The sequence below is a fragment of the Leeuwenhoekiella sp. CH_XMU1409-2 genome (genome assembly GCF_037029365.1).
Classification (GTDB): domain Bacteria; phylum Bacteroidota; class Bacteroidia; order Flavobacteriales; family Flavobacteriaceae; genus Leeuwenhoekiella; species Leeuwenhoekiella blandensis.
The window spans coordinates 196,485-222,158 of the sequence record NZ_JAYMEI010000003.1 but is presented as its reverse complement, the minus strand read 5'-3'; the positions used below and the strand labels follow the sequence as shown (position 1 = coordinate 222,158).

Sequence of the window (25,674 nt, the reverse complement as noted above, 5' to 3'; positions counted from 1 at the left end):
AAAAAGGCATTTTGCCCAAAGAATAGAGAATATGTTAGAGATAAAAAATCTTAATGCAGGTATAGAAGATAAAGACATCCTTAAAGGTATTGACCTTAAGGTAAACGCAGGTGAAGTACACGCCATAATGGGACCTAACGGTTCTGGTAAAAGTACGTTGTCCTCTGTAATTGCCGGGAAGGAAGAGTATGAAGTGAATGGTGGTGATATCGTTTTTGAAGGCGAGTCTATCTTAGAATTAGATGCAGAAGAGCGTGCACACCAAGGCGTGTTCTTATCGTTTCAGTATCCTGTTGAAATTCCTGGTGTTTCTGTTACCAACTTTATCAAAACGGCGATCAATGAGACGCGTAAAGCTAAAGGTCTTGAAGATATGCCGGCCAGTGATATGCTTAAGATGATTCGTGAGAAGTCTGAGTTGTTAGAGATCGATCGTAAGTTCTTGTCGCGTTCACTTAATGAAGGATTTTCAGGTGGTGAGAAAAAGCGTAATGAGATCTTCCAAATGGCGATGTTAGAGCCAAAATTGGCCATTCTTGATGAGACTGATTCAGGTTTGGATATTGATGCATTGCGTATCGTTTCTAATGGTGTGAACAAATTGCGAAGCAAAGACAATGCGGTTATTGTAATCACGCATTACCAGCGTCTTTTAGAATACATCGTCCCAGACTTTGTACACGTTTTAGTAGACGGAAAAATCGTAAAATCCGGAGGTAAAGAGTTAGCGCTCGAACTGGAAGAGAAAGGATACGATTGGGTAAAAGCTGAACTTACAGCTTAGAAGATTCAAGCTTCAAAATTCAAAATTATGGCATCTATAAAGCGATTTGAAGATTTGCAGATCTGGCTGGATGCACGAGTTTTGGCGCAGGATATCATTGAAATTATAAAAAGTACAGAGCTCTGTACTAATTTTAAATTAAGGGATCAGATTATTAGTTCATCTGGAAGCGTAATGGATAATATCGCCGAAGGATTTTAACGCAATGGTAATTTAGAATTCAGGCAATTTTTATCAATTGCAAAAGGCTCTTGTGGAGAAGTTAGATCTCAAGTATATAGAATTTATGACTGGGATTATATCGACAAGCCTCAATTGGAAGCGCTAACATCAAAGTGCGAACAATTAAGTAAACAGATAGCTGGTTTTATAAACTATTTGAACAAAACAGAACTCAAAGGAAGTAAGTTTCAGGCTAAATCTTGAATTCTAAAACTTTGAATATTAAATTTAATTATGAGTTTAAAAGATAAATTATTATCATCATACTTGACCTTTCAAGAGAATACGTCATTTGACAACAGTATTCTTGATATAAAAGATCAAGCCATAAAAGTTTTCGAGACTGAGGGATTCCCAAGTAAGAAAGATGAAAACTGGAAATACACTTCTTTAAACAGCGTTACCAAACCTGATTACAGCTTGGTATCGCACGCTGATGATGCTATTGAGTTCAAAGACGTAAAGCAATACTTTCTAAATGATATAGACACCTTTAAGATCGTTTTTATCGATGGGGTGTACAGTTCGTACCTTTCAGAAACTACACACGATGGTGTTGATGTTTGTCTGTTGAGTTCAGCGCTTACAAAGCCTAAATTTAAGCAGGTCATTGATGTATACTTCAATAAAATTGCAAAGAAAGAAAGCCTTACAGCATTAAACACGGCTTTTGCAAAAGAAGGGGCTTACATCTATGTGCCCAAGAGTCGCGCAGTAAACAAGCCTATACAGATCGTGCATTTATCTACCGGAAGCGAAGCAAATTTAATGCTTCAGCCGCGTAACTTAATTGTTGCTGAAGAGAATGCAGAAGTTCAGGTTATAGAGCGTCACCAGAGTTTGAGTTCAAATGCAGTATTTACCAATTCGGTTACCGAAATTTATGCCGGTAAGCACGCACGTGTAGATTACTACAAAATTCAGAACGATAAAGAGAATGCTTCACTAATCGATAATACACACATCGATCAGCAGGAGTCAAGTGAGGTGTCTGTTCATACCTTTTCTTTCGGTGGAAAGCTTACGCGTAATAATCTGAATTATTATCAAAATGGTGAACACATCAACTCTATTCTAAAAGGGGTTACCATCATTGAAGATAAACAGCACGTAGATCACAATACCCTTGTGCATCACAGACAGCCTAATTGTGAAAGTCACCAAGACTACAAAGGGATTTTTGACGACAGAGCTACCGGAGTATTCAATGGTAAAGTGGTTGTAGACGATATCGCTCAGAAAATCAATGCCTACCAGTCTAATAACAATATTTTGGTAAGTGATAAAGCTTCGATCAATTCTAAACCGCAGCTTGAGATTTTTGCAGATGATGTGAGATGTTCTCATGGGTGTACCATTGGGCAGCTTGATGAAGATGCTCTATTCTATATGCGTACCCGCGGAATCGGTAAAAAAGAAGGTCGTGCTTTGTTGATGTATGCGTTTGCGAATAATGTTTTAGAAAGTGTAAAAATACCACAGTTAAAAGCACGTATCACCAATCTTATCGCCGAAAAACTTGGCGTTAATATTGGTTTTGATCTCTAGGCAAGACCTATTCGTCTTGCGACTAAATCGTCAAAAATTGTACCTATGCCTACTGCTAGTACCACATCAACCTTTGATGTCTTAAGAATACGCGAAGATTTTCCTATTCTAAACCGCAAGGTTAACGGGCAGCCCTTGGTTTATTTTGATAATGCAGCTACTTCACAAACGCCGCAACAGGTGATCGATGTGATCGTGGATTATTATTCAAATTATAATGCCAACATTCACCGTGGTGTACACGCGTTATCGCAAGAAGCAACAGATGCTTACGAGCAAGCGAGAATAAAACTGCAAAAGCATTTCAATATTCCGCAGGCGTATCAAACGCTTTTTACCTCAGGAACCACACACGGGATCAATATTGTAGCTTCAGGTTTTTCTGAAATTTTAAAGGCAGGTGACGAAATCATTGTTTCGGCATTAGAGCATCATTCTAATATTGTGCCGTGGCAAATGCTTTGTGAAAAAACAGGAGCAGTGCTTAAAGTCATTCCGATGACTGACAGCGGGGAATTAGATATGAATGCCTTTGACGCGTTGCTTTCAGCGCAGACAAAACTGGTTTTTGTGAACCACGTGAGTAATGCACTCGGTACCGTAAACCCTATTGAAGAAATAATTGCAAAAACCCACCAAGTCGGAGGCGCTGTTTTGGTAGATGGGGCACAAGCTTCACCGCATATCAAGGCAGATGTTCAGGCTTTGGACGTTGATTTTTATGTGGTTTCAGGACACAAGATGTGTGGTCCTACAGGAGTGGGAATGCTTTATGGAAAAGAAGCGTGGCTAGAAAAATTGCCTCCGTATCAAGGAGGTGGTGAGATGATCGATCAGGTTACTTTTGAAAAAACGACCTATGCGGGATTACCTCATAAATTTGAAGCAGGAACTCCAAATATCTGTGGGGGTATTGCCTTTGGTGCTGCCATCGATTATATGAATGCGATTGGTTTTGATGCTATTGCTGCGTATGAGCACGAGCTGCTCGTCTATGCTACCCAACAGCTTCTAGAGATAGAAGATTTACGTATTTACGGGGAATCAAAAGATAAAACCGCAGTGATCTCGTTTAATGTGGGATCTATTCACCCTTATGATATCGGGACTATTTTAGATAAATTGGGGGTTGCGGTACGCACGGGACATCATTGTGCACAACCTATAATGGATTTTTATAAAATTCCGGGAACGGTAAGAGCCTCGTTCTCTTTTTACAATACCAAAGAAGAAATAGATGTCTTTGTAGCTGCAGTAAAAAAGGCAGCAAGCATGTTGGGCTAATTTTAACCTTTAGGCTGCTGCATATTTTATTGATTCCTAGTATTTTCACATTAAAATACTGAACTATGAAAACATTTGCTATCGTATTGTTACTGGCCTTTGTGAGTTTTAATGCTTGTAAGTCAGCAGATAAGAAAATTAACGGTCCAAAAGGAGAATACGTTGTGCAGGCTATTCAAGGCGATACGGTCTCTGACAAAAAGATCACCTTGATCTTTGATCCGGAAAAAGGTCAGGTTAGCGGTAAAGGCGTGTGCAACAGCTATAGCGCGACCTATGTGGTAAGTGAAAATAATATTAAGTTTTCACCGGCTATGGCGACAAAAATGATGTGTCCCGAAGGAACTTCTGTAGAATACAACTTTTTTCAGGCCTTACTCAAAGCGAGTAACTTTAGCTTTGATAAGAGTGTATTAGAACTTTACAACGCGGACGAAGAATTGATTTTAACAGCAAAATAAAGCAAACTACTATGAGTAGTATTCAAGAAATACAACAAGAGATCATTGAAGAATTTGAGATGTTTGACGACTGGATGCAGCGTTATGAATATATGATCGAGTTGGGGAAATCACTACCACTCATTGACGATAAATATAAAACCGACGAATACATCATCAAAGGCTGTCAAAGTAAAGTTTGGGTTCACGCAGATTTTAATGAAGGGAATATTGAATTCACTGCAGATAGTGATGCGATAATTACAAAAGGGATCATAGCGATCTTGATTCGTTCTTTTTCTAATCAACCGCCGCAAGCTATTCTGGATGCCGACACTTCTTTTATTGATAAAATCGGCTTAAAAGAACATTTGTCGCCAACCCGTGCTAATGGTTTGGTGAGTATGATCAAGCAGATAAAATTATATGCAGTGGCCTATCAGGCAAAAGCAGAATCCTGATGAATTGAGAAATGGCTTAACACTAACAGCAGGAATCTGTAGTCTATTGATATAGAGGCATACCAAGCGCCCTAGACAAACGATTTAAAGATTAATATTATGAGCGATACAAAAGAGATAGATACACAAGAGTTAGGCGAAAAAGTAGTTCGCGTACTTAAGACGATTTACGATCCGGAAATCCCGGTAGATATTTATGAACTGGGACTCATTTATGACGTATTTGTAAACGAAGATTATGAGACTAAGATCTTAATGACGCTTACTACGCCCAACTGTCCCGTTGCAGAAACGCTTCCGGTAGAAGTTGAGGAGAAGGTAAAAACCATCGATATGGTTAAAGACTGTGAGGTTGAAATTACGTTTGACCCGCCGTGGAGCCAGGATCTGATGAGTGAAGAAGCAAAACTGGAGCTGGGATTACTTTAATCTAAAATAGTGCTATGGAAGAGATTGTTAACCGGGTAGCCAACAGCAAGCTTAAGACCTTTGATCTAGAAAAATTATATCCCGCCGGAAGACGGGAAACTATAGATATCGCACAGTGGTTAACAGAAGGTTTTCTCCTGCGCGAAAAAGAATTTAGAGCAAGCTTAAAAGCATATGATTGGGAAGCTTATGAAGATGCGTATGTGGCGCTGTATTGCAGTACCGATGCGATCGTTCCGGCGTGGGCTTTTATGTTGGTAACGACCTATTTGGAGCCTGTAGCTAAGAAAGTGGTAATCGGTTCACTTACCGATCTTGAAAGTATTCTTTATGCTGAAATTATTCAAGAGCTGGATCTTTCAGAATTTAAAGATGAATTTGTGATCGTAAAAGGCTGTTCAGATAAACCGGTGCCTCAAAACGCGTATATTTTACTTACGCAAAAACTGCAAAAGGAAGTCAAAAGTCTGATGTTTGGCGAGGCATGCTCGTCTGTACCTTTATTCAAGAAAAAGAAGCATTAAGGGAGTTTTCAGATTTATTAAATAGGCATCCTGATTATATTTTTTGAGTGCGGTATCTTTGCTGCAACACTTAAAACCAAACAATGAAAAAAAGAAGTCTTTTATTCTTGCTGGCACTTACCACTGGCGTAGTAATGGCTCAGGAAGACGAACCTAAAGAGGGTTGGACCAAAGAAGGAAACGTTTCTCTATTATTCAATCAAGCTGCGTTTAACGCAGAATGGCAAGGCGGAGGGACCTCCAACTACGGCGGAAACATCAGTCTTAATTATGATTTTAACTATCGCAAAGGCGATCTTACCTGGGATAATAAGATCATTGGAGATTTTGGTCTGACCAAAGTAAAAGACCAGGAGTTTACCAGAAAAACAAACGACCGACTTGAGTTTACGTCTACCTTAGGGAAGCAAATTGAAGAAAGCAACTGGTATTATTCCTTTTTTACCAATATGCGTACGCAGTTTGCAAAAGGATATACCTATGGGGAAGATGCCGATGGAAATACCACACGAACTGAAAGAACGCATTTTTTCTCGCCGGCCTATTTGCAATTTGGTCCGGGTATGTTGTGGAAGAAAAACGACAATTTTAAAGTAAACATTGCGCCTGCAACCGCACGTTTTATCTTTGTAGATCCAAGCTTTACCAGCGGTGCCGATTATGTTGACGGAAAGTATTTTGGTGTGGATGCCGGTAAAAGTTCGCGTTTTGAATTGGGGGCTTCTGTAAATGCTTTTGCAAAATTCACCCTGATGGAAAATGTGACCTTGAGCAATAACCTCAATTTATACAGTAACTATCTTGAAGATCCGCAGAATGTAGATATCGACTACACCGGAAATGTGGTGATGAAAGTGAATGACTTCATCTCGACCAACTTTATTTTTCAAGCCATTTACGACGATAATGCCGTTGGAGCATTTCAAATACGGGAAGTATTGGGCGCCGGACTTACGTATACCTTCTAAGCAAAGCGAAAGTTTAAATAACAAAAAACCCGATGCAGAAAGCATCGGGTTTTTTGTTGGCACCGCCAAAGGCTTTAATACGCTGAGATTTTTCTCGAAATTGAAAATTCTTTTCCAACCAATATCTCGCGAGTTCGCCTTGAGGTAATTTATTAAAATCTAAAGTGCGCTATTCTTCTTCGCCGTAAGCGTCGTACTCAGGATATAAGAAATTGTTATAAGGGAAACGCGTAATGTGAATTTCACGTACGCGATCATAAACCTTCTTGCGGAATGCTTCCATATTATCTTTATTCAATGCCGAAATAAAAATCGCATCACCGTCTACACGGGACATCCAGGTACGTTCCCATTCTTCTAAAGTAAAATGCTCTTCTGTACGTTCGGTAACCAGATCATCTTCATCAATGGTTTTATGCGTGTATTGATCTATTTTATTAAAGACCATCAACATCGGCTTGTCTGAACCACCTATCTCATCCATAATTTGGTTCACCGAAGCGATGTGATCTTCAAATTGTGGGTGCGAGATATCAACAACGTGTAGTAATAGATCGGCTTCGCGCACCTCGTCTAAGGTACTTTTAAACGATTCTACCAGCTGCGTAGGCAGTTTTCTAATAAATCCTACGGTATCACTCAATAAAAACGGAAGGTTGCGAATAACCACTTTTCTCACGGTAGTATCCAACGTAGCAAAAAGCTTGTTTTCTGCGAAAACTTCACTTTTGCTTATCGTGTTCATCAATGTAGATTTCCCAACGTTGGTGTATCCTACCAAAGCGACACGCACCAAAGCCCCGCGGTTTCCTCGCTGTATGGCTTGTTGCTTGTCGATCTTTTCAAGTTTCTTTTTGAGCAACGAAATACGATCACGCACGATACGACGGTCGGTTTCAATTTCGGTTTCACCCGGTCCGCGCATCCCGATACCTCCTCGTTGACGCTCAAGGTGCGTCCACATCCCGGCAAGGCGTGGTAGTAAATATTCATATTGCGCCAGCTCTACTTGAGTACGCGCATAACTCGTTTGTGCGCGTTGTGCAAAAATATCAAGGATCAGGTTGGTTCGGTCAATGACCTTACACTTTAAGATCTTTTCAATATTCTTCTGTTGCGCAGGGCTCAATTCATCATCAAAAATGGCAGTACCTATTTCATACTGGTCTACATACGCACGCACTTCTTCCATCTTCCCGCTACCAATAAAGGTTTTGGGATTGGGCGTATCCATCTTTTGGGTAAAGCGTTTGAGCACTTCACCACCTGCGGTGTACGCGAGAAACTCGAGTTCGTCAAGATATTCCGTCGCTTTATCCTCGTCCTGAAACTGTGTAATTAAACCGATCAATACGGTTTTTTCATATTCTATTTTAGTCTCTTCAATCATAAATAAAAGTAAGCTGCAAAGATACGGATTTAGAAGCTAAATTTATTTTGTGTAGCTTTAATCAAGATGCTGAAAATCAAATGATTTTTATGTTTTATTATCTATACGTATTTAAATGAAAGCACTTTTAATAATTTTCAGTCTTTTTTCAAGTACATTATGGGCACAAACCGAAGCCTATCTAGAGGTTACCTATAAGGCTGAGCGCATTACGCCAATAGATTACGCTAAGATCACAAATGCACAAACCCGATATATCTTGCAAGGACAAGAAGCGGTTTTAAGCGATATTGCTTTTGAACTTAAGGCGTGTAATACTACCTATTATTACGCATATACCGCCGGGATTGATGATGATGGAAGCATAAGAAAGGCGGCTTCCTTGACGGGAGGAAGAGGAATTTATTATCGCAACGATACCCTTCACTTTAGGCAAACCGATTCTTATGGGGAGCCATTAAATATTAGCTTGACCAAAGAACGGTTTGGAGCTTGGGAAATTACCGATGAACAAAAGGATATTTTAGGCTATACATGTTTTAAAGCCATTGCTTTTAAAGAAGAAATAAATAATGACTTGACGACCAGACAGCAACGTATAGTCGCCTGGTTTGCTCCAGAACTTAATTTTCCCGCCGGACCTCAGGGAGTCGACGAGCTGCCGGGACTTGTGCTTGAGGCTTCTGAAAATGGGATTTATACCTTTCGCGCTACGGCGCTCAAACTTGATGATCGTTGTAAAGAAATAGAAGTCCCTAAAAAAGGAAAAACGCTCACTAAAGAAGAATATGATCAGTTTATAATTGATAGGTTTAAGCTTATAAAATCAAGAGGATAAAAAATTAGGATATAACGTGCTTTATATTAATCTTTTGACTAAATTCAACTAATTGTTTAGTTTTAAAAAGATGTTTCCTATGAAAAATAAGCATTGTATTTACCTGCTACTTGTACTACCGTTCTTGAGCATTGCTCAAGCTCTTCAAGGTAGCGTGATCTATAAAAAAGAACCAGTGGCTAGGGAGCAGCATACTGGAACAATAGTTTTTGTAAGTAATAAACCGATAAAAAGTGCCTATGATGCACTACGGTATGAACTTAAATTTAATACTAAGGAAGCGCTTTTTAGTATGATTGATAATATGGAGCGTGATGACAATAGGTTTAATAGCTATGTGTTTCGTTCAGGAGGAGGGAATGGAACGTATTATACATCTTTAGATTGTAATTACACCATACGGCAAGCTGAATTACTAGGCGAATTGTTTTTAGTAAAAATGGATCATCCTACGTTTACTATTACCAATGAAACTAAAATAATTGGTGATTATGAGTGTAGACAAGCTATTGTTACGGGTATTAATAAAGCTCCGAATAAAGACTTAAAAGATACGCGCTATACCTATTCTGTATGGTTTACACCTGATATACCTGTTGCATTGGGGCCCATTCATTTTGATGGTTTTCCGGGCTTAGTATTACAAGTAGATCTTGGTCCTATACGCTGGACCGCAACAGAATTAAATCTTAGTACAGAAGACGATATCATAATAGAAAAACCAGTTAAAGGGATTCCTATTGCACAGAAAGATCTTGGAAGTACTACAAGGAAAATGCTACAGGCAATGGGGGCTCCTTCTGATAAATAGTTTTATGACAACAATAACACGAGAAGAGGCTAACGCAAAGTATAAAGGTTACTTAGAGAATTAACTAATGCAATTAGCGTAATACAAGTAAGGGTTTTTATTAATCTTATTGCCGTTGATTAAATAGTTTTATGATGTTTCGAAACAAATTATTCATTTAACAATTTTAAAATCTAAATTTTATGAAAAAAGTACTATTCACATTAGGGTTAATTACGTTGGCAGTAGTCGGCAATAGCTTTGACAAACTTGACATTGAAGAGCAATATTTATCTGCTGATTGTTTTGATGAAGCTATTGAATATCTAGAAGAGACTGAAGCTACTCTAGGATTTACGTTGCCTCAAGATCAAGCTACAGATTTAATGAATGTTTGGTTTGCTAGTTGTTACTGTTTATCAAGTGAGAGTAGGTTTTATACTTGTACAGATGGAATGCAGTAATTTGAAAAAAAATGCCTTTATACTATTCTTATTTGTTACTATTTATGGTTATAGTCAAAATCAAAATCTGAAAGTAACTTATACATTAACAGCATTAAAAGCCAAAGATACTTCCTCTGCTGTAAGTTTTAAGGAAAAAATGAAAAATAGAATATATGCAAGAATGCAGGAGTACCCTGTTGAGCTTAAAATTGAAAGTGGTGTTTATGCTGTATTTAACGATAAGGACGAGACTATGGAAGTTGACAATCAAAGAAAGTTTGTCGATAAGATGGTCAAGATTGCACTAGGTCTAAAAAAAGCAATTTATTATGATTTAAGAAATAATTCAGTTTATGAGGTTAAGGAATTAGACTCTAAAGACTATTTTGTAAAAAAGAATATTTACAATTGGCAGTTGATTGATCAATCAAAACTAATTAATGGTTTTCTTTGTTATAGAGCGAAGACCACATATTCATACATTGATAGAAATGGTAATAGTAACTCTTGGCCAATAGATGCTTGGTATTGCCCAGAGTTACCTTATGGAATTGGACCCAAGGGCTTTTCAGGTGTTCCTGGTTTAATTTTAGAATTGACCGAGGCTGATTTTTTTAAATATAATTTAGTTGATATTAAATTTTCAGATTCAACTAATTTTTTTGTCAAAATGCCTGATTTAAATACTGCTAATATAATTACCAATACTGAATATGATAGTTTGGTTAAATCTAAACCCAATAAGTTTGGGAGTGAATTGAGAAATTGATTTATAGAATATTTATTTATTTTTATTTTTTAAGCTTACTGTTTACAGTAAGCTTTTCCTATGCCCAAAACACACAGCTTTCCGGAAGTGTAAAAGATACTTTAGATCAGCCGCTGCCCAATGCTAATATTTTAGCATTTCCGCAAGAAAGCGGTTTTCAGACCCGGTTTGCGATCTCGAGTCCGCAAGGGCTTTACAGGCTGCAATTAGAACGTAATGTGTCCTATAGGGTAGAAGTGAGTTATATGGGGTTTGCTAAAATCACAGACACTATCAGTTTGAGTGAGGACACAGTTCGCGATTTCAAAATGAAACCCTTAAGCGATCAATTGGGGGAGATAGTGATCAAGCAGCGCTTGGCAGTAAAAGTACGTGAAGATACCATCACCTACCGCACCGATAATTTTGTAACAGGAGAAGAGCGTAAACTGCGGGACATTCTTAAAAAGCTGCCCGGGGTGGAGATCGACCGCGACGGTAATGCAACCGTTAATGGTAAAGAGGTGACTAAGCTTATGGTCGAGGGGAAAGATTTTTTTACCGGCGACGAGAAATTGGGCGTTAATAACATCCCTGCAGATGCCGTTGATGAAGTTGAAGCTATTGATAATTATAACGAAGTTGCCTTTTTAAAGGGTTTGAGTGATAGCGATAAGATGGTGCTCAACATCAAGCTTAAAGAAGGTAAGAAGAAGTTTGCCTTTGGAGATATTGAAGTTGGTGGCGGACTTGAAGATCGGTATTTAATACACCCCAACCTGTTTTATTATTCTGCAAAAACGGCGGTAAATGCTATTGGTGATTTTAACAACATTGGCCAAAAGTCATTTACCTTGAGTGATTACATCAATTTTGAAGGCGGTTTTAGTTTGTTAAGTAAAGATCCTTCCGCTTATTTCAACTTGCGCAATGATGATTTCGCACAGTTTTTAAATAACGATGATTTTGTTTATAATAAAAATGAGTTTGGAGCTTTCAGTATATCACAGGAGTTGAGCAAATCCACAAACTTTGATGCCTATTCTATTGTTTCTAACGGAAAACTCGAAGCCCGTAATGAGAGTGATTTCACCTACCTAACAGGCGAGCAGCAAGAAGAAAACCGAACCACTACAACCAATAATAACCTGTTGTTTACGCTCAACAAGCTGCGTTTGCGCTACATTCCAGACAGTGGCACCGATCTTTATGCAGCAAGCTACTTGAAAACAAGTAAAGGCGACGGCCTGAATCGCGTGCTGTCCCAAACGCCCGATCAAAATACTTTTGTAGATACCCAGACGCAGCCACAGTCTTTAGACTTTAAAACCGAGTTGAGTTTTAATCGCCAATTCTCGTACAAGCACACCAGTACGGTTGAAGCAGCGGTGCAGTACAGTCAAAATAATAATGATCGCGATTGGCTTTTTAACCGCCCTGTGTTTTCAGGAGTCATTCCCTTTAATGGGGAAGATGACACCTTTAATTTAGTGCAGACCACTCGTTCCAAAAATTATGATTTTAATATCAATGCTAAGCATTATTGGGTTCTGCACCGCTTTCATCATATTTATCCCGAAGTTGGGATCAATGTGACGCATCAAAATTATACTACGTTAGACACCCAACGATTAAATGACGGTAGTTTTGTAGATTTTACAAGTAGCGGCTTTAATAATGATTTGTTCTTTAAACTGAGCGATAGTTATTTTGGCTTTCAGTATAAGGCTAAAGCAGACGATGTTATCTTCAAACCGGGCTTGTTTTATCATTATTATTCGTGGTCGGTAGACCAATTGGAAATCCGAGAAGTAGGCAAAGGAAAACCTGTTTTATTGCCGGAATTGCTGATTGAATGGGAAATGAGCAGTGGCGAAAAATTACGGTTGAAGTACAACAGACTATCTCAGTTTGGTAATGCGTCGCAATTGGCAAATCGCCTGCGTCTGAGCAGTTTCAACGGCTTGTTTAGTGGTAATGAAAACCTCGAAAATCAGCTGTCTCATAGTGCTTCCTTGTTTTACTCGAAGTTCAGTCTCTACCGCGGAATTTTTATGAATGCTGGATTGAGTTATAGGCATACAGAAAACGCGATACGCAACACCACTCAAATTGAAGGAATAGATCAGATCAACACCTTGATCTACACAGATCTCCCGGAAAACAGTTATGGCGCCAATGCCTCATTTTCTAAAAAAATAAGCGACTATCGCTTTACGCTAGGAGGAAATTTGAATCTTTCAGACTATTCAAGAATCATCAACAATGCGACGCTTGCCTACAATTCGGTAAACTACGGCTATAACTTTAAAACCGAAACCTCTTTTGATACTTGGCCAAATTTAGAAACCGGGCTGAGACATAGTTTTAGTGATTTCAGTTCAGATAGTTTTGAGAGTACTTTTCAACGCATCACTCCGTTTGCCTATCTCGATTATGACTTTCTGGAGGACTTCATTTTAAAAGCCAGTTATGAGTTTACGTATTATGAAAACAAAGCCCAAAACCAGATTAACCGTTTTCAGGAAGCTGGGGCAAGTTTGTTTTATCAAAAGGAGGGAAGCGCCTGGGGCTTTGAGCTAGAAGCTCAAAACATCTTCGATATTCGCTTTCGCGCGAGCAATTCTTTTAGTCAATTCCTAATTACAGATCAGCGCACCTTTATTCAGCCAAGAACCCTTATTTTTAAAGTGACTTATAAACTTTAAAAGACAGGCGTCGCTATCAACACAAACATGCCCTCAACCAAACTTACCCTTGCTTTTTACAATCTTGAAAATCTTTTTGATACCCTAAAGGACCCCAATATTCTGGATGCTGACTTTACGCCGCACGGCGATCTCAAATGGAATCACGAGCGGTATACGCAAAAGTTAAACGGACTCGCAAAAACTATTGCTCAAGTGGGCAAAGCCGAAACAGGACAAGCGCCTGCACTTATTGGCGTGGCCGAAGTGGAAAATAAAAAAGTGCTCAACGATCTTCTACAAACCGAAGCATTACATACATTGAATTATGATTTTGTACATCACAATTCACCGGATGAGCGCGGTATTGATACGGCGTTGCTATATGATAAAAACCGCTTTGAAGTGCTTGAAAGCAGGAGCTATTCTTTACATCTTCAAACGGCTCAAGGGGTACGCGATTTTACGCGCGATATTCTTTATGTAGAAGGAAAACTCGCCGGTGTAGCTGTTTTTGTTTTGGTCAATCACTGGCCCTCACGTGGAGAAGGTGTGGCAATTTCTGAACCCAAACGTATTGCTGCGGCAGAGCGTAACCGTGAAATCATTCAAGAAATTCAGGCACGCGATCCCGAAGCTCGAATCCTTATAATGGGAGATTTTAATGACGACCCGCAGAGTATCGCGGTGCGTGATCATCTGGTGTCTACCGATTTTTACAACCCGATGGTTTTTTTACTAACCCGTTATGCCGGTTCCTTAAACCATCGTGGCGACTGGTATTTGTTTGACCAGATCATTTTGTCGCCCAACTGGATGAAAGCCTATGACAATCCGCTAGAGTATGAGAAATCTGCGATCTATAATCCAGAGTATTTAAAAGAGCAGGAAGGGAAATACCGCGGCAATCCATTACGCACCTATGCCGGTGACAAGTATCTGGGTGGCTTAAGCGATCACTTTCCGGTATATACGATTTTTAAACTGGAAGATTAGTCCGGTTTTTTTGGAGAACCCTTCTTCTTCGTATTTTTCTTTTTATCCCCGTCTTTTTTAAGTGCCGGTTTACCGGTCTTCTTTTCGGGCATAGGGCCGCGCATATGAATAACAAGTCCGTTGAGGAAATTCCGAAGAAATTGATCTCCACATTCTACATATTTAGGATGGTTTTCATTTCTGAAAATAGCGCCCAATTCACTCTTGGTTACTGCAAAATCTACCAGCGCACATATTTTTACAATATCGTCATCACGCAATTTAAGCGCTACACGTAGTTTTTTAAAGATGTCGTTGTTAGATAAAGCCATAGTAGAAAATTAGGGGGTAAAGTTAGAAATAAAAAACGCTTCAGAACTACCGAAGCGTTTTTTATAAGAATGACTAATTCAAGTAAATTCTATTGCTTTTTAAAAATCCCTTTTACGGTTACTTCTCTACCATCTTCTATATAGGTTTCCGTTAGTACAAGTTCTCCAGAGATAACTTCTACCAAAGCATTTTCTACATATAATATCCCGTTTTCATAAGTCTCGTTTTCAGATGAATCCAGTAAGTTTTTATACTCAAAGTCTACGATGCTGATGGTTTTTTGGCTAGCGTTGTAGGTCCATTTTCCCAAATATTGCTCCTTATAACTTTCTGTATCTCCATATACTGCTTCACAGTCAGCTGCTGATGCATCGTAGTCTATCGTTCTATAAACATCATCGTAGACTTCATTGTAGTTTCCGTTACTCTCAAGAGTTAAAACCCAATCCTCTTTTTCATTTAATTGATAATCGGCTTCAAAAGAGCCTCCGGTATTACAATTGATGGTGGTACGGTCTTCATCAAGATTTGCAGGATCATAGCGGTCAAACAACCAACTTCCAGTCAAGCTCTCAGGGCCACCCCATTCTTCTACCGTTACGCATACAGTACTTGGCTGACTTATATTATTATCAGAATCATAAATACAAATCTCATAGCAAAAGGTACCTACGGGAATCGTGTTTGAAAATTTTACGTTTATCTCATAGTCATTCTCTTCAAGTAATTTATGCTGAGCAAATTCATTTTCTTTCTTAGTTCTTAAGGGTCTCTTTTCTTCAAATGAAGAAGCGGGTATGTCAAAATAACCACCTGCAGTCTCACCATCTTTTTCAAGGATTCTTAAGTAAGCTCCCGCGATGTCATCATTTGCTGTAAAAGGAACTGTATAGCCGGTATTCAAATACCCAGATTGTCCATCGGTATTAATTTTAAAAAGAATAGAGCTGTTTGGGCTGGGAGGAGCACCAGCAATGTATGCTGCATCTGGGATAGAGATGCCAGACTCTAAATCAGCCAGAGGTATGCTCGCTTGTTCTTCCTGAGTTTCTTCTATAGATTCTTCCTCAGTGGAGTCATCAGATGTTGAACAGGATTGTAAGCTGTAAATCAACGCAAATACCATTAGCATTACGCCTAGTTTTTGAGTACTTGTTTTCATGAATTTAATTTTAATTATTGATATATTGGAATTTTTAAACCTAAATAGACGTCTGCAGCTTTAGAGTTGCTTGACATCAAATTGCTTAAAGCAGAAGCAGAACCTAGAGTAAAAGGACCGGCACGTAGCCCTACACCCCACGAAAAACCGGCATATTGACGTATACTTAGCGGCATATAGGCGCTAAACCACTTGGTCTCGATTCTTGGAGAAAGCGTGAGGCTATTGGTAATACGATTTGCGCGCTCTTGCGTGTTAGAGATCATCGATAAGGAAGTTTGTAGGTTTACGTAAAATTTATTCTTCAAATGATAATCGTCCATCAGGTGCAAGGCGGTAGGCAGGCTCAGTTTAACCGTTTCCAGGGTTTCGGTGCCTGTATAGTTTTCATCTAAAACGGTTTCTACATCTTCGTCTTCAAACTCTTGCGTGTTTACCGTTCCGGTGACTTCATAGTGATTGATGGTACTCTCATCATAACGTAAAGCACCTAAGTCTGTAATAGACACGCCCAGTTTCAGTTTGTATTTGTTTTGACTGCGCAAACTCATATCCTGAGTTTCAGGACGGAATTCATAAATGAAACCTACATCGGCCCCAAAGCCTGAAGACAGACTTTCAAAACTGATGTCTTCGTTGTCAAAATCTACAGTAGTGCCATAGTTTAAGCTCCCTGTTGTAGGGAGTGTTTCCTGAGCAGCATTATAGCTTCCATTTAAATTAGGACTATGAATAAAGAGTCCGCCGGCGCCGTTGAGGTATTTCAAGGTGACTCCACCTTTTAAAAAGTGTTGTTCCTTATTCAGTAATTGTCTTCCATAGGCGACTCCTATTTCTGCAAAAATATGAGCGGTTCCGCTTAAGTTTTCAATAGCAAAATCAAAATCCTGCTCGGTGTCAAAATCATTGGTGACGTTCTCATATAGTGTCCCGCTAATGTTGTTGATGTTGAACATTCCACGCACACGGGTAATCAGGCCAATGCTGCTTTTAGGAGAAAGATTGAACATAAATGAAGGTCCCATCACATCAGTATTGATATAGAAGTTATTGGCATCGGTTGGGTTTTGATTCACTTCTTCTTCAAAATCAAAACCTTCTTCCCCAGAGCCTAACTCCGTTAGATTGAGACCGGCATAATCGTTTCCTGCGGAAACGCCAAAAGAGATCAGGTTGATATCTGCGCGCATCCTTGAGTCAAAAACCGAAGCCGGATTGTACATCACGCCATGTATACCAGAATAGTTGTCTATGCGATGCCCAATATAGTTTTGTGCAGTAAGCGAAAGACTGCTGAAAGCAGTTAAAAAAAGAAATGTAATGTTTTTCAACGGACTAGTTTTAAGATTAATAGGCTCAAAGCTAGTAAAACGAAAAACCGAATTAAATACCGGATAAGGGGTATTCTTAAGTAGCATCAGCTACGTTTGACCGGGATTTTAAAAATCATACTTTCGGTCTAAGGCATACCGAAGCAGTTCGCCTTTTCCTTTGAGTTCGAGAATGCGCATCATGTTTTTACGGTGTGTGTCTACGGTATGCACCCCGATAAACAACTCGTCTGCGATCTCACGAGAGGTTTTTCCCTGAGCGATAAGGCGTAGGATCTCGAGTTGGCGCTTGGTAAGTAAACCGCTTTTTGAGGTTGCGCTGTGATCTTCTTCAAAAGCACTTAGATCAATTTGAGAATCAAAAAAGGGTGTGCCTTCAGCTACAGTTTCTATAGCATTTTTTAAGGTCTGTAAACTGGAGTTTTTTAGAATATATCCCGAAGCTCCGGCATCAAGCATTTGCTGTACTGCATCTTGCTGGTCAAACATAGTAAAGGCGATCACGGCGATCTTAGGGAACTCTTTCTTAATGATTTCGGTAGCCTGAATGCCATCCATCTTGGGCATTCTAATGTCTGTAATGATCACATCCGGTTGATGTTTGCGTACGGCTTCTACCAGTTCTAAACCGTCTGTAGCGCTGCACACCAGTTGAATATGTGCTATATCCTGAATCAAAAGCGCAATGCCGTCGATTAAGGATTGATGATCTTCTCCTATTGCGATACGTATCATATGGGTATGTCTATGATGACGGTGGCGCCTTCGCCGGGTGCCGACTCAATAGTCAAGCTGCCGTCAAGGTGATTTACACGTTTGTCTATGCTGCTGATGCCCATTCCCTGGCTACGCGCACTTATGTGTTGTGGATTAAATCCTAGACCATCGTCCTCAACCATGATGTTGAGCGAATCTCCGTGATTGATCAAGTGTATGGTTGCCGTTTTGGCCTGTGCGTGTTTTATAATATTGGTAATGAGCTCTTGAATGATCCTGAAAATACTCAGTTCAAGACTGTTTTCAAGTCGGTTGGTCATGCCGTGATGTACCACTTGTATTTCGAGCCCGTTGAGCTGCGATACTTTTTGAGCCAGATCTTTAACCGCTTTCAATAAGCCTTGGTTGGCAATCACTCCGGAGTTTTTTGCGTGGGCAATACTGCGTACTTTTTGATAGGCTTCGTGCAGCAAGGTGTCGGTTTTATCAAACAGGTCAGGTGCCTGAGAGGCTTTTAAAGATTCAAAATGCATACGCACATTGGTCATCAAAGCGCCAAGATCGTCGTGGAGTTCTCCGGCAATACGGGTACGTTCTTTTTCTTGTCCCGCGATCATTGCGTCGATACTGGCGAGTTCCTGATCTTTTAAAAGATTGGCTACGCGTTCTTTCTCCAACTCGCTTTCCTGCTCGGCTAGTTTGCGTCTTTTTTTACTGTTGTTGAGTATTAAATAGGCGATTACAATTGCTATGATCAAGAGGATACTTAAACCTCCGGCGATGAACAGAAAGCGTTTTTTAGCTTGTCTTTCTTCAAGAAGTGCGTTAGCATTTTTTTCAGCTTTTAATTCTACCTGAAGTCGGGAGATCTCTAGTGAGTTGTCTCTAAAGTTGATATTGTGCCCGGCTTCTACATAGGTTTTATAATGCGCCAGTGCCAGCGAGTCTGCTCCCATACCTTCATAAAACATAGAAGTATAGTACTCTACAAAAAAGGTGTTCTTTAACGCATCTTGCGGATTGAAACAGCAGGTGATCTCTTTCAGTTTTTCAAGCGCTTGTTCAGAGTTGCCCTTGAGATGTTGGATGTAAGCCAATTTGGTAATGGCAGAAAACCTGTTGTCGTTGTAATACGGGAGGTCTTTTCCTTCGTCAAAGACCTTTTGATAATACAGTGCTGCCTGATCGTACTGTTCGCGCAATTCATAAAACAAGGCTACTTCCAGATAGAGTTTAGGCAGGAGCTTACAGTCGGGCTCCAGCTGGGCGATCAAGCCTTCAAGCAGGGCGGCTTTGGTATGATAAACCGATTTGATGTCGATCTCTGAAGAATAGAAAATAACCTCATAGATCTGAAAATACACCTGATCGTGAATGTCTGCGATCAACTTCTGGTATTGATCCAGAAACACCTCATAGTTGTTGTTGTTGCGCGCGATCTCATGATGAAAATACTGTAAGATGGCACGCAGGGCACGACGCTGCAAGGGAGCATACGCTGTTTCATTAGCACTTTCTAGTGCTGAATAAAAATGCGGATAGGCTGCCGTACGGTCTTGTAAAAAGTAAAATTTATAATACCCGGTATTCAGTTGATACACCGCATTTAGAAAGGGATCGTCACTGGTGCGCACGACACAATCGGCTTGATAGCGTTTAGAATTGCCCAAAAAACCTTCGTAGGTGAGTTGGGCAAAAACCTCAAGCGGCTGCGTATATTGTGGGTCGTCGATGCGCTCCAAATGCGACAGCGCTTCTTGATGCTCCAAAGCTTTTAATGCTTGAAAATATGCATCGTACGCTGAAAGATCGGTGTGCTGCCCAAGCACCAGGCTACACCAAAAGAGCAACAGAAGTCCGGGCAGCCTTATGCGCATTAAATCAAGATTTTCAGTTCAGACATCATACAGCGTTTTCCCGGAGCAAAGCCTGCTTTCTCAGAGCTTGTAGTAGAAGAAGTGCCTTCAATACATTTAACGATATCTTCAGCTTGGTCCATTTCTAAAGTATGATGTGGAATGCGTCTGGCCGTATACGCACCATCTCTGTAGAAAAACTCATCGTCGTGAACGCCTTTTTTGAGTGCATCTTTAATTTCAGCTAACTCACGAATAAAGTATAAATCTTTGCTACAATCAACTTTGATATTTTTTACGGTCTTTTTTGTAGCATTTGAAAGGGCTTCAAGATGTAAATGAAAGCAATTCTTAGCTTCGTCAAAGCTTACATCTTCAAGTCCTATGTTGAAAAGCCCTTTGTAATTGACCAGTTCAAATTCAACTGTTGTTATTGTTTGATATCCTTCTTCGCTACTGGGTTCGGTACTGAAGGTTCCATTAACTAAGAAAAAGCTACCGTAGATCTGTGAGGCGTAAACAACCTGTCTGTAATTTTTAGCTTTAGATCCAAGGTAAATTAGTCCTGGAGCCGCTTCTAACGGACTAAATCGTGTTTGAGTTTCCATAAGTTATAAGTTTGATTAGTTTAGGTGATATTAGGATTAATTTGAGTTGCTGTAAATACCTAATACCCGGTATTTTAATTGCTAAGCGTATCTAAGGTCATCAGGCCTTCGGCGTCTTTGATCTCTTGTTTTAAGTGATCGAGATAGAGAATCCCATTTAAATGGTCGATCTCATGTTGAAACACCACCGCTGTAAAGTCTTCTACCATTTCGATCTCGTGCGAGGCGTCGGGTTTATCATATTCCACAAGAATGGCATACGCCCGTGTAGAGAGGGTGTCGCGTCTACCGGGAATCGACAAACAACCTTCAGGACAATCTTGTTTTTTCTTAGAGTATTGCTTGATCACAGGATTGATGATCACCTCAAAAGGGAAGCCTTCTTTGTCAAAGCGCTGTACCCAAGCAATGCGTTTTAAGATACCTACCTGAGGAGCGGCAATGCCCGCACCCAGCGAGAGGCTGTCGCGCACCGTGGTATACATGCGGTCGATGAGGTTCATCAGCACCGTATCTTTAGGATCTACAGTTACTGCTTCACTGGGCGTGCGCAGTAAAAGCGAGTCACTTTCTTTAGTGATCTTAAAAACACGCATGGGCGTGGCAGAATCTGCAGCCATAATCAACTGGGCTTGCTCATCGGTGAATTGCGCTTGAGGTGTTGCTTTTTCATTTTTAGAGCTACAGGCGATTAAACAAATCAATAGCAAACTGAGTAGGGTAGTTTTGATCAAGAGGTGTAAATTTTAGTTTCCTAAAAATAGCATTTTATTATTTAGTCGGCGGTAATGCTGATGTTGTCCAGTTGGTAAGTGCCGTCAAAGGCTTCCTGCGTACTGCCGGTGTATTTGAAGGCAACATAACCTGTTTCTGTTGGAGTACAGGAAAGGTTCACGATTCCGCTGCTGTACCAATCGCCAAAGAAATCCTGATCGCGTATCACAAAGGCGTCGCGCAACAACTGCCACCGGGCTTGCGTAACGGTCGTTGGGTCTCCATCCCAATCGGTACTGAAAAGCACCTCAAGGTCACTGCCATCTGCAAAGCTGCTGCTGGTTTCAAAACGCAGTCGCACCTGTGTATTGTTGGCCAGATCAATAGCCGGAGTAATCAACCAGCACACACTCAAGGCGTCTCCCGACTGGTACGAATCGATACGCGCAGAAACGCCCTGTGAGGCATTGGTGCCGCTGGCGGTGTAGGCTTCCCAAGCTTGTACCCCATATTCTATATAATTGGTCCAGCCGTTGCCTTCAATAGGATTGTTGCGGGATTGTTCACTGAAATCTTCAGTAAAGAGAAGTGTTTCCCCTTCGGTTGTTGCTTGTCCGCATCCATATACCTCGGGATCGCAGCGGTCGTCACTTGAAAAGTCGATCGCCTGAGTGGTGTTGATGCGTAGGATGTAGAAATCGTCATAAAAGTCTCTGCTCAGAATACCGCTAATACTTCCCTTTCCTGACGGAAGTGCAACCGACTTAAAACTGGCAAAGGTGCTGGTGCTTACCAAAGTTCTGCCACGGGGGTCGCAGGTTTCTAAAAGGCGAATGCCATCAAACGCATCGGTGACTTCTCCTGCAAAGGTTTTGGGAAAGGCACCCAGAACCTCGCTTTGACTAAACTGCGCCTGATCGAGCTGAATCAATATGTTCTCATAAGCTTCAGAAAACTGCGAAATGGAAAGCGGTAACGGAACCAGTTCGGCTACTTCAGCGTCCCGCACAACGTGACTGTTGATAAGACTGCCCGGAATATCGGTGATGCCATTGCCATCTCTAATCCCCAGTTGCATGACGCCATTTTCTGTAGTGATGGCTAGCCCGTCTACATACACGTAGACTTTTCTGCCCGGCTCATAGGTAGTGTACAAGGCATTTTCATTGAGTTGCAGCGTAATGCCACTACTTGGGTTTTCTGGTGCATCCTGCAAGAGGAGTTCGTGATAAAAGTTACCGGCCACATCACTGCTTATCACATAACCGGTAAAATAGGTGTCTGTGGCTTCAAAGCTTACCACAGGTTCGCTGCTTTGTCTTAAGCTGTTGAGTACGGCGTTGAGTGCTATTTCGGTGCCGGTGGGAGTTACGGTAGTCGCTTCGGTTTCTGGAACTTCAAATTCCTGAGTGATACATCCGCAGAGGCAACATGCGTAAAGACCGAGAAGTATAGGTTTTGCATTCATAAGACTTATTTTTTTGCTTTCGCGAAAGCGAACGGTTTAAAAGCGTACATAGCAATTGAGATAAAAGGTGGTGCCGTATCCCAGAAAATACCGGTTTCCAAAAAGCGGAGTTTGCCGGGAGCGTTCTTCGGTGAGTTTTTGATAATCCCCGATACGGGAATCTTCAAAACCACCGGTTTTATAGCGGGTGTTGAGCGCGTTGTTGATCAGCCCGAAGAATCCAAAGGTATACTGCTTGACCCGCCAGGATTTACCGCCTACCAGATTGACCAGGTAATAGGACGGTAACTGTTCTTGCTGTAACAGCTCACGTGCTGTATCGGTGTTGTAGGTGGTTAAAGGCTGCCCGTCTCCGGCTTTTGCAAATGCCCCCGAACGCCTCAAATAACTCACATCTACATACGCGTTTGAAAACCGATTCACGCTTGCGCCCAACCACCAGAAATCAGGATCTCTGTAATCAAAGCCTAATTGATAGGCTTGCTCGGGACCTCCCGCAACCCGGTAGTTGGTGAGTTGTACAGCACCATCCCCAAAGCGTATAGGCTCCGGGGCTAAAGTGGTTGTGTAATACACTTGTGGATCGCTGGTATACTGATACTGTCCTACAGCTGCTGCCGCTTTAAAAGTTAGCGTAGGATGCACCTGATACGAAGCACCTAATTCAATACCCAGATTTTGTCTGCCGATTCCGGTTGTGATCTCCTGCACCAGTGCATTGCCTTGATCGATCAAAGAGGTTTGCATCGATTGGGTATAGAAATAGGAGACTTCACTTCCGTTGGAGAAGTTGAGATAATATCCCGTGAGCCGCGCTTTGAAGGCATTACCTCTAAAGATATAGCTGGCATCCAGATTGAGGATGCGCTCTGCTTCGGGACTTGCGATGCTTGCGTTGTTTTGCCGGGCATTGGTAAACACGGTTTGTGTGGGTAAGGGCTGGGTAAGCACTGCCGAATTGACCTGCAGAAAATGCTTGCTGTTGAGCTTGTAGGTAAGGCCGGCTTTGGCACCATAGGTCGTAAAGTGTACCGGTGCGCTGCGTCCCAAAGAAGCGTCACCGGGGTAGTATCCGTTTTCATAATAGCCTTCGCGGCGATGGGTTGTGTTTTGTATCTGCAACCCTAAATACCAATCCAGATGTTTGTGGGTAGCTTCAAGTTGTGCAAAGGCAGAAGCTTCCCGGGTCACTATGCTGTAGCGGTATTTATAGGTATCGCCAATACCCACGAGGCGATTTCGGTGTTGAAGGTCGCTCTGAGCGAGGTCACCACCGGTGGTGTTGTCATCCTCAGCAAAGCTGTCGATATCCAACCAGGCCGTTCCGCCCAATAAATCGTCTAATGCTGCGTAGTTCTCACTGTTGAGGTGGGTGAAGCTAACCCCTGCATGAAAATCGTAGTTTTCAGACCATCGGCTTTTCAACAGGCTTGAAGCTTTAAACAGGTGGTCTTTAGTGACATCGTTCTGCACGGCATAAATGCTGTTGAGTCCGCTTGCCGTGGCGGTTTGATTGGCGCGGTACAGGGCCTGCCAGTCGAGTTGGCCATCTTCCATGAATGCCTGTTCGGCGAGATAGGCTTGCTGGTATTGGGCTGCCGTGGGATTCTCAAACCTGAGAAAATAACTAGGTAATTTTTGATAATAGTTAGGTGCGGGATTGCGGGCGCCGCCTATAAAACTTTCCTGGCCATTGGGATTGATGACCAGCGTATTGCCGGTATAGTCGATGCGCGAATTTTTTGTAGTTCCCCACTGGTAGGCAAGATTGGTATTGAGACTGCTGTGGTCGTTCCACTTCCAATAGTGCGATACGATTGCCAGGGGTTCTTCGATCTCCCGGTTGCGGGCGTTACGGGGTGTGTCGTTCTGGTAGCCCCAGTTGGGATTGTAGTCTGCTCCTTTCAGGTCGATCACTTCCTGGGTGAGTGCGGTACTTCTTCCGCGGCGGTTGGGGGTGTAAAGCAGTGCGAGATTGATGCTGTGCGTTTCCGAAAGCAGTTTTTCAGCAGCGATAAACAGACTGTTGGCATCATAGAAGGTCCCGGCGATAGCGCCTTCCTGCCCAAAACGTCGGGAAGCCAAAACCGCAAAGGCCCAATTAGATTTGGTCATCCCGGTGTTGTAGCTGCCCATCACCCTGCCGGTGTAGGTGCGGTTTGCTGTTGCATACGAAATGCGACCCCCGGGTCTGTAGGCGGTAGCGCGCATGTTAAAATGCAAGGCTCCGGCAGGCGCGCCAAAGCTATAGGCCGAAGGCGTAAACCCCATACTGAATTCCCGATTCCGCATCGCATCGTTGAGTCCGCCCCAATTGCTCCACTGCGGTCTCCCGCTGTTGAGTTTGTTGAGGGTGATTCCGTTGATGAGTACCCGGCTGTATTTGCTGTCCAGCCCACGCGGTCTAAAAAAGGTAGCGCTAAAATCAAAAGCTGCCGCATTGCTAAATACATCATTGGTGGCGCCGAGCAATCCCGAAATCACATTATCCTGTAGTGCGTCATCGCTGTTCAGTTGTACATCAGAGAGGCTGATGCGCGTTAGGTTTTCATTGGCTTCTGCCAGATCGATTTCCATCGGGATAAAATCAAAAACGATGGGTGTATTGGGCGTGATCGTGATGGGAAGGTGTAGCTCGAGGTAACCCGATTTACGCAGTTCGAGCTGGTAGCTGCCCGGTGCGAGTTCCGGAGATAAGGTAAAGCTTCCGGTCTCATCGGTAGTGGTTTGCAGTGGCGTGGTGAGGATGCGTACCTCCACCTGCGGAAGCGGGGCAGCCGTAGACACATCTTTTACCGTCCCACGGATGCTCACCTGTTGTGCGATCAGGTGCGAGGCACTCCCCAGCATCCAGATAAAGAGCGTAAACTTCTTCATAGCAGCAGGTTTAGAACTAGTTTTACGGGGGAGGGATGTTCTAAATTAGAATTTAATGTAACTTAACGATCTGA

General features: G+C 41.6%; 24 protein-coding genes and 1 pseudogene. 15 read left to right on the top strand and 10 right to left on the bottom strand.

The window, feature by feature from the left end; all coding sequences use genetic code 11:
• Nucleotides 1–31: 31 nt before the first annotated feature.
• From sufC to WA338_RS04400, 9 genes and pseudogenes are all read left to right on the top strand, one after another.
• Entirely contained in the window at nucleotides 32–784 is a 753-nt protein-coding gene (gene sufC / locus WA338_RS04440; RefSeq protein WP_272986067.1) for a Fe-S cluster assembly ATPase SufC, read from the top strand.
• 27 nt (nucleotides 785–811) lie between these two features.
• A pseudogene (locus WA338_RS04435) lies at nucleotides 812–1,210 on the top strand (four helix bundle protein).
• A gap of 30 nt (nucleotides 1,211–1,240) precedes the next feature.
• Nucleotides 1,241–2,554, top strand: coding sequence for a Fe-S cluster assembly protein SufD (sufD, locus tag WA338_RS04430; RefSeq protein WP_009781745.1), 1,314 nt, complete (start codon nucleotides 1,241–1,243; stop codon nucleotides 2,552–2,554).
• A gap of 45 nt (nucleotides 2,555–2,599) precedes the next feature.
• Nucleotides 2,600–3,838 (top strand): aminotransferase class V-fold PLP-dependent enzyme, encoded by a 1,239-nt coding sequence (locus tag WA338_RS04425; RefSeq protein ID WP_272986065.1) that lies wholly within the window; start codon nucleotides 2,600–2,602, stop codon nucleotides 3,836–3,838.
• Nucleotides 3,839–3,903: 65 nt separating this feature from the next.
• Nucleotides 3,904–4,299, top strand: coding sequence for an META domain-containing protein (locus WA338_RS04420; protein WP_272986064.1), 396 nt, complete (start codon nucleotides 3,904–3,906; stop codon nucleotides 4,297–4,299).
• 11 nt (nucleotides 4,300–4,310) lie between these two features.
• Nucleotides 4,311–4,739 (top strand): SufE family protein, encoded by a 429-nt coding sequence (locus tag WA338_RS04415; RefSeq protein ID WP_009781742.1) that lies wholly within the window; start codon nucleotides 4,311–4,313, stop codon nucleotides 4,737–4,739.
• Between the two features lie 99 nt (nucleotides 4,740–4,838).
• Nucleotides 4,839–5,168 carry a DUF59 domain-containing protein gene (locus WA338_RS04410; RefSeq protein WP_009781741.1) on the top strand — a complete coding sequence of 110 codons (330 nt, stop codon included), beginning with the start codon at nucleotides 4,839–4,841 and terminating at the stop codon, nucleotides 5,166–5,168.
• 14 nt (nucleotides 5,169–5,182) lie between these two features.
• Entirely contained in the window at nucleotides 5,183–5,692 is a 510-nt protein-coding gene (locus tag WA338_RS04405) for a DUF2480 family protein (protein ID WP_009781740.1), read from the top strand.
• A gap of 83 nt (nucleotides 5,693–5,775) precedes the next feature.
• Nucleotides 5,776–6,660, top strand: a complete 885-nt coding sequence (locus tag WA338_RS04400) for a DUF3078 domain-containing protein (RefSeq protein ID WP_272986063.1) — start codon at nucleotides 5,776–5,778, stop codon at nucleotides 6,658–6,660.
• A 169-nt stretch (nucleotides 6,661–6,829) separates the two neighbouring features.
• On the opposite strand, the gene hflX is transcribed toward WA338_RS04400, so the two are convergent.
• Nucleotides 6,830–8,050 carry a GTPase HflX gene (hflX, locus tag WA338_RS04395; RefSeq protein ID WP_009781738.1) on the bottom strand — a complete coding sequence of 407 codons (1,221 nt, stop codon included), beginning with the start codon at nucleotides 8,048–8,050 and terminating at the stop codon, nucleotides 6,830–6,832.
• A gap of 115 nt (nucleotides 8,051–8,165) precedes the next feature.
• Here hflX and WA338_RS04390 point away from each other — a divergent pair, with 115 nt between their 5' ends.
• The 6 genes from WA338_RS04390 (at nucleotide 8,166) to WA338_RS04365 (ending at nucleotide 14,555) form a co-directional block, all read left to right on the top strand.
• Entirely contained in the window at nucleotides 8,166–8,888 is a 723-nt protein-coding gene (locus WA338_RS04390) for a GLPGLI family protein (protein WP_272986062.1), read from the top strand.
• A 79-nt stretch (nucleotides 8,889–8,967) separates the two neighbouring features.
• Nucleotides 8,968–9,699 (top strand): GLPGLI family protein, encoded by a 732-nt coding sequence (locus WA338_RS04385; protein ID WP_272986061.1) that lies wholly within the window; start codon nucleotides 8,968–8,970, stop codon nucleotides 9,697–9,699.
• 182 nt (nucleotides 9,700–9,881) lie between these two features.
• Nucleotides 9,882–10,142 carry a hypothetical protein gene (locus WA338_RS04380; RefSeq protein ID WP_272986060.1) on the top strand — a complete coding sequence of 87 codons (261 nt, stop codon included), beginning with the start codon at nucleotides 9,882–9,884 and terminating at the stop codon, nucleotides 10,140–10,142.
• Nucleotide 10,143: 1 nt separating this feature from the next.
• On the top strand, nucleotides 10,144–10,893 hold the full coding sequence (locus WA338_RS04375) for a GLPGLI family protein (RefSeq protein ID WP_273005258.1): 750 nt from the start codon (nucleotides 10,144–10,146) through the stop codon (nucleotides 10,891–10,893).
• Entirely contained in the window at nucleotides 10,890–13,580 is a 2,691-nt protein-coding gene (locus WA338_RS04370; protein ID WP_272986058.1) for a TonB-dependent receptor, read from the top strand. Before WA338_RS04375 ends, WA338_RS04370 begins: the two co-directional genes overlap by 4 nt.
• A 27-nt stretch (nucleotides 13,581–13,607) precedes the next feature.
• Complete coding sequence (locus WA338_RS04365; RefSeq protein WP_272986057.1) at nucleotides 13,608–14,555, top strand: endonuclease/exonuclease/phosphatase family protein; 948 nt, start codon at nucleotides 13,608–13,610, stop codon at nucleotides 14,553–14,555.
• On the opposite strand, the gene WA338_RS04360 is transcribed toward WA338_RS04365, so the two are convergent.
• From WA338_RS04360 to WA338_RS04320, 9 genes are all read right to left on the bottom strand, one after another.
• Nucleotides 14,552–14,866: a DUF1456 family protein gene (locus WA338_RS04360; RefSeq protein WP_272986056.1), complete on the bottom strand. Its 315-nt coding sequence runs from the start codon at nucleotides 14,864–14,866 to the stop codon at nucleotides 14,552–14,554. The genes WA338_RS04365 and WA338_RS04360 overlap by 4 nt on opposite strands.
• Before the next feature lie 89 nt (nucleotides 14,867–14,955).
• Nucleotides 14,956–16,029, bottom strand: coding sequence for a hypothetical protein (locus WA338_RS04355; protein ID WP_272986055.1), 1,074 nt, complete (start codon nucleotides 16,027–16,029; stop codon nucleotides 14,956–14,958).
• Between the two features lie 14 nt (nucleotides 16,030–16,043).
• The gene (locus tag WA338_RS04350; protein WP_336092232.1) at nucleotides 16,044–17,360 is read right to left on the bottom strand and encodes a DUF5723 family protein; all 1,317 of its coding nucleotides are present in this window, start codon (nucleotides 17,358–17,360) and stop codon (nucleotides 16,044–16,046) included.
• A gap of 108 nt (nucleotides 17,361–17,468) precedes the next feature.
• On the bottom strand, nucleotides 17,469–18,095 hold the full coding sequence (locus WA338_RS04345; protein WP_272986053.1) for a response regulator: 627 nt from the start codon (nucleotides 18,093–18,095) through the stop codon (nucleotides 17,469–17,471).
• Nucleotides 18,092–19,954, bottom strand: a complete 1,863-nt coding sequence (locus WA338_RS04340; protein ID WP_272986052.1) for a sensor histidine kinase — start codon at nucleotides 19,952–19,954, stop codon at nucleotides 18,092–18,094. The genes WA338_RS04345 and WA338_RS04340 overlap by 4 nt, the downstream gene beginning before the upstream one ends.
• Nucleotides 19,954–20,541: a hypothetical protein gene (locus WA338_RS04335; protein WP_272986051.1), complete on the bottom strand. Its 588-nt coding sequence runs from the start codon at nucleotides 20,539–20,541 to the stop codon at nucleotides 19,954–19,956. Before WA338_RS04335 ends, WA338_RS04340 begins: the two co-directional genes overlap by 1 nt.
• Before the next feature lie 74 nt (nucleotides 20,542–20,615).
• Complete coding sequence (locus WA338_RS04330; protein ID WP_272986050.1) at nucleotides 20,616–21,275, bottom strand: peptide deformylase; 660 nt, start codon at nucleotides 21,273–21,275, stop codon at nucleotides 20,616–20,618.
• 41 nt (nucleotides 21,276–21,316) lie between these two features.
• Nucleotides 21,317–22,723 carry a DUF5689 domain-containing protein gene (locus WA338_RS04325; RefSeq protein WP_273016747.1) on the bottom strand — a complete coding sequence of 469 codons (1,407 nt, stop codon included), beginning with the start codon at nucleotides 22,721–22,723 and terminating at the stop codon, nucleotides 21,317–21,319.
• 36 nt (nucleotides 22,724–22,759) lie between these two features.
• On the bottom strand, nucleotides 22,760–25,600 hold the full coding sequence (locus WA338_RS04320) for a TonB-dependent receptor (RefSeq protein ID WP_272986048.1): 2,841 nt from the start codon (nucleotides 25,598–25,600) through the stop codon (nucleotides 22,760–22,762).
• Nucleotides 25,601–25,674 lie beyond the last annotated feature (74 nt).

What these genes read in the sequence shown, in the direction of transcription:
- WA338_RS04335 (WP_272986051.1), bottom strand. Translation starts at nt 20,541, where the DNA reads ATGGAAACTCAAACACGATTTAGTCCGTTAGAAGCGGCTCCAGGACTA.
- WA338_RS04365 (WP_272986057.1), top strand. Translation starts at nt 13,608, where the DNA reads ATGCCCTCAACCAAACTTACCCTTGCTTTTTACAATCTTGAAAATCTT.
- WA338_RS04415 (WP_009781742.1), top strand. Translation starts at nt 4,311, where the DNA reads ATGAGTAGTATTCAAGAAATACAACAAGAGATCATTGAAGAATTTGAG.
- WA338_RS04320 (WP_272986048.1), bottom strand. Translation starts at nt 25,600, where the DNA reads ATGAAGAAGTTTACGCTCTTTATCTGGATGCTGGGGAGTGCCTCGCAC.
- WA338_RS04425 (WP_272986065.1), top strand. Translation starts at nt 2,600, where the DNA reads ATGCCTACTGCTAGTACCACATCAACCTTTGATGTCTTAAGAATACGC.
- WA338_RS04325 (WP_273016747.1), bottom strand. Translation starts at nt 22,723, where the DNA reads ATGAATGCAAAACCTATACTTCTCGGTCTTTACGCATGTTGCCTCTGC.
- WA338_RS04400 (WP_272986063.1), top strand. Translation starts at nt 5,776, where the DNA reads ATGAAAAAAAGAAGTCTTTTATTCTTGCTGGCACTTACCACTGGCGTA.
- WA338_RS04410 (WP_009781741.1), top strand. Translation starts at nt 4,839, where the DNA reads ATGAGCGATACAAAAGAGATAGATACACAAGAGTTAGGCGAAAAAGTA.
- WA338_RS04360 (WP_272986056.1), bottom strand. Translation starts at nt 14,866, where the DNA reads ATGGCTTTATCTAACAACGACATCTTTAAAAAACTACGTGTAGCGCTT.
- WA338_RS04390 (WP_272986062.1), top strand. Translation starts at nt 8,166, where the DNA reads ATGAAAGCACTTTTAATAATTTTCAGTCTTTTTTCAAGTACATTATGG.
- WA338_RS04345 (WP_272986053.1), bottom strand. Translation starts at nt 18,095, where the DNA reads ATGATACGTATCGCAATAGGAGAAGATCATCAATCCTTAATCGACGGC.
- sufD (WP_009781745.1), top strand. Translation starts at nt 1,241, where the DNA reads ATGAGTTTAAAAGATAAATTATTATCATCATACTTGACCTTTCAAGAG.
- WA338_RS04355 (WP_272986055.1), bottom strand. Translation starts at nt 16,029, where the DNA reads ATGAAAACAAGTACTCAAAAACTAGGCGTAATGCTAATGGTATTTGCG.
- sufC (WP_272986067.1), top strand. Translation starts at nt 32, where the DNA reads ATGTTAGAGATAAAAAATCTTAATGCAGGTATAGAAGATAAAGACATC.
- WA338_RS04420 (WP_272986064.1), top strand. Translation starts at nt 3,904, where the DNA reads ATGAAAACATTTGCTATCGTATTGTTACTGGCCTTTGTGAGTTTTAAT.
- WA338_RS04385 (WP_272986061.1), top strand. Translation starts at nt 8,968, where the DNA reads ATGAAAAATAAGCATTGTATTTACCTGCTACTTGTACTACCGTTCTTG.
- hflX (WP_009781738.1), bottom strand. Translation starts at nt 8,050, where the DNA reads ATGATTGAAGAGACTAAAATAGAATATGAAAAAACCGTATTGATCGGT.
- WA338_RS04405 (WP_009781740.1), top strand. Translation starts at nt 5,183, where the DNA reads ATGGAAGAGATTGTTAACCGGGTAGCCAACAGCAAGCTTAAGACCTTT.
- WA338_RS04340 (WP_272986052.1), bottom strand. Translation starts at nt 19,954, where the DNA reads ATGCGCATAAGGCTGCCCGGACTTCTGTTGCTCTTTTGGTGTAGCCTG.
- WA338_RS04380 (WP_272986060.1), top strand. Translation starts at nt 9,882, where the DNA reads ATGAAAAAAGTACTATTCACATTAGGGTTAATTACGTTGGCAGTAGTC.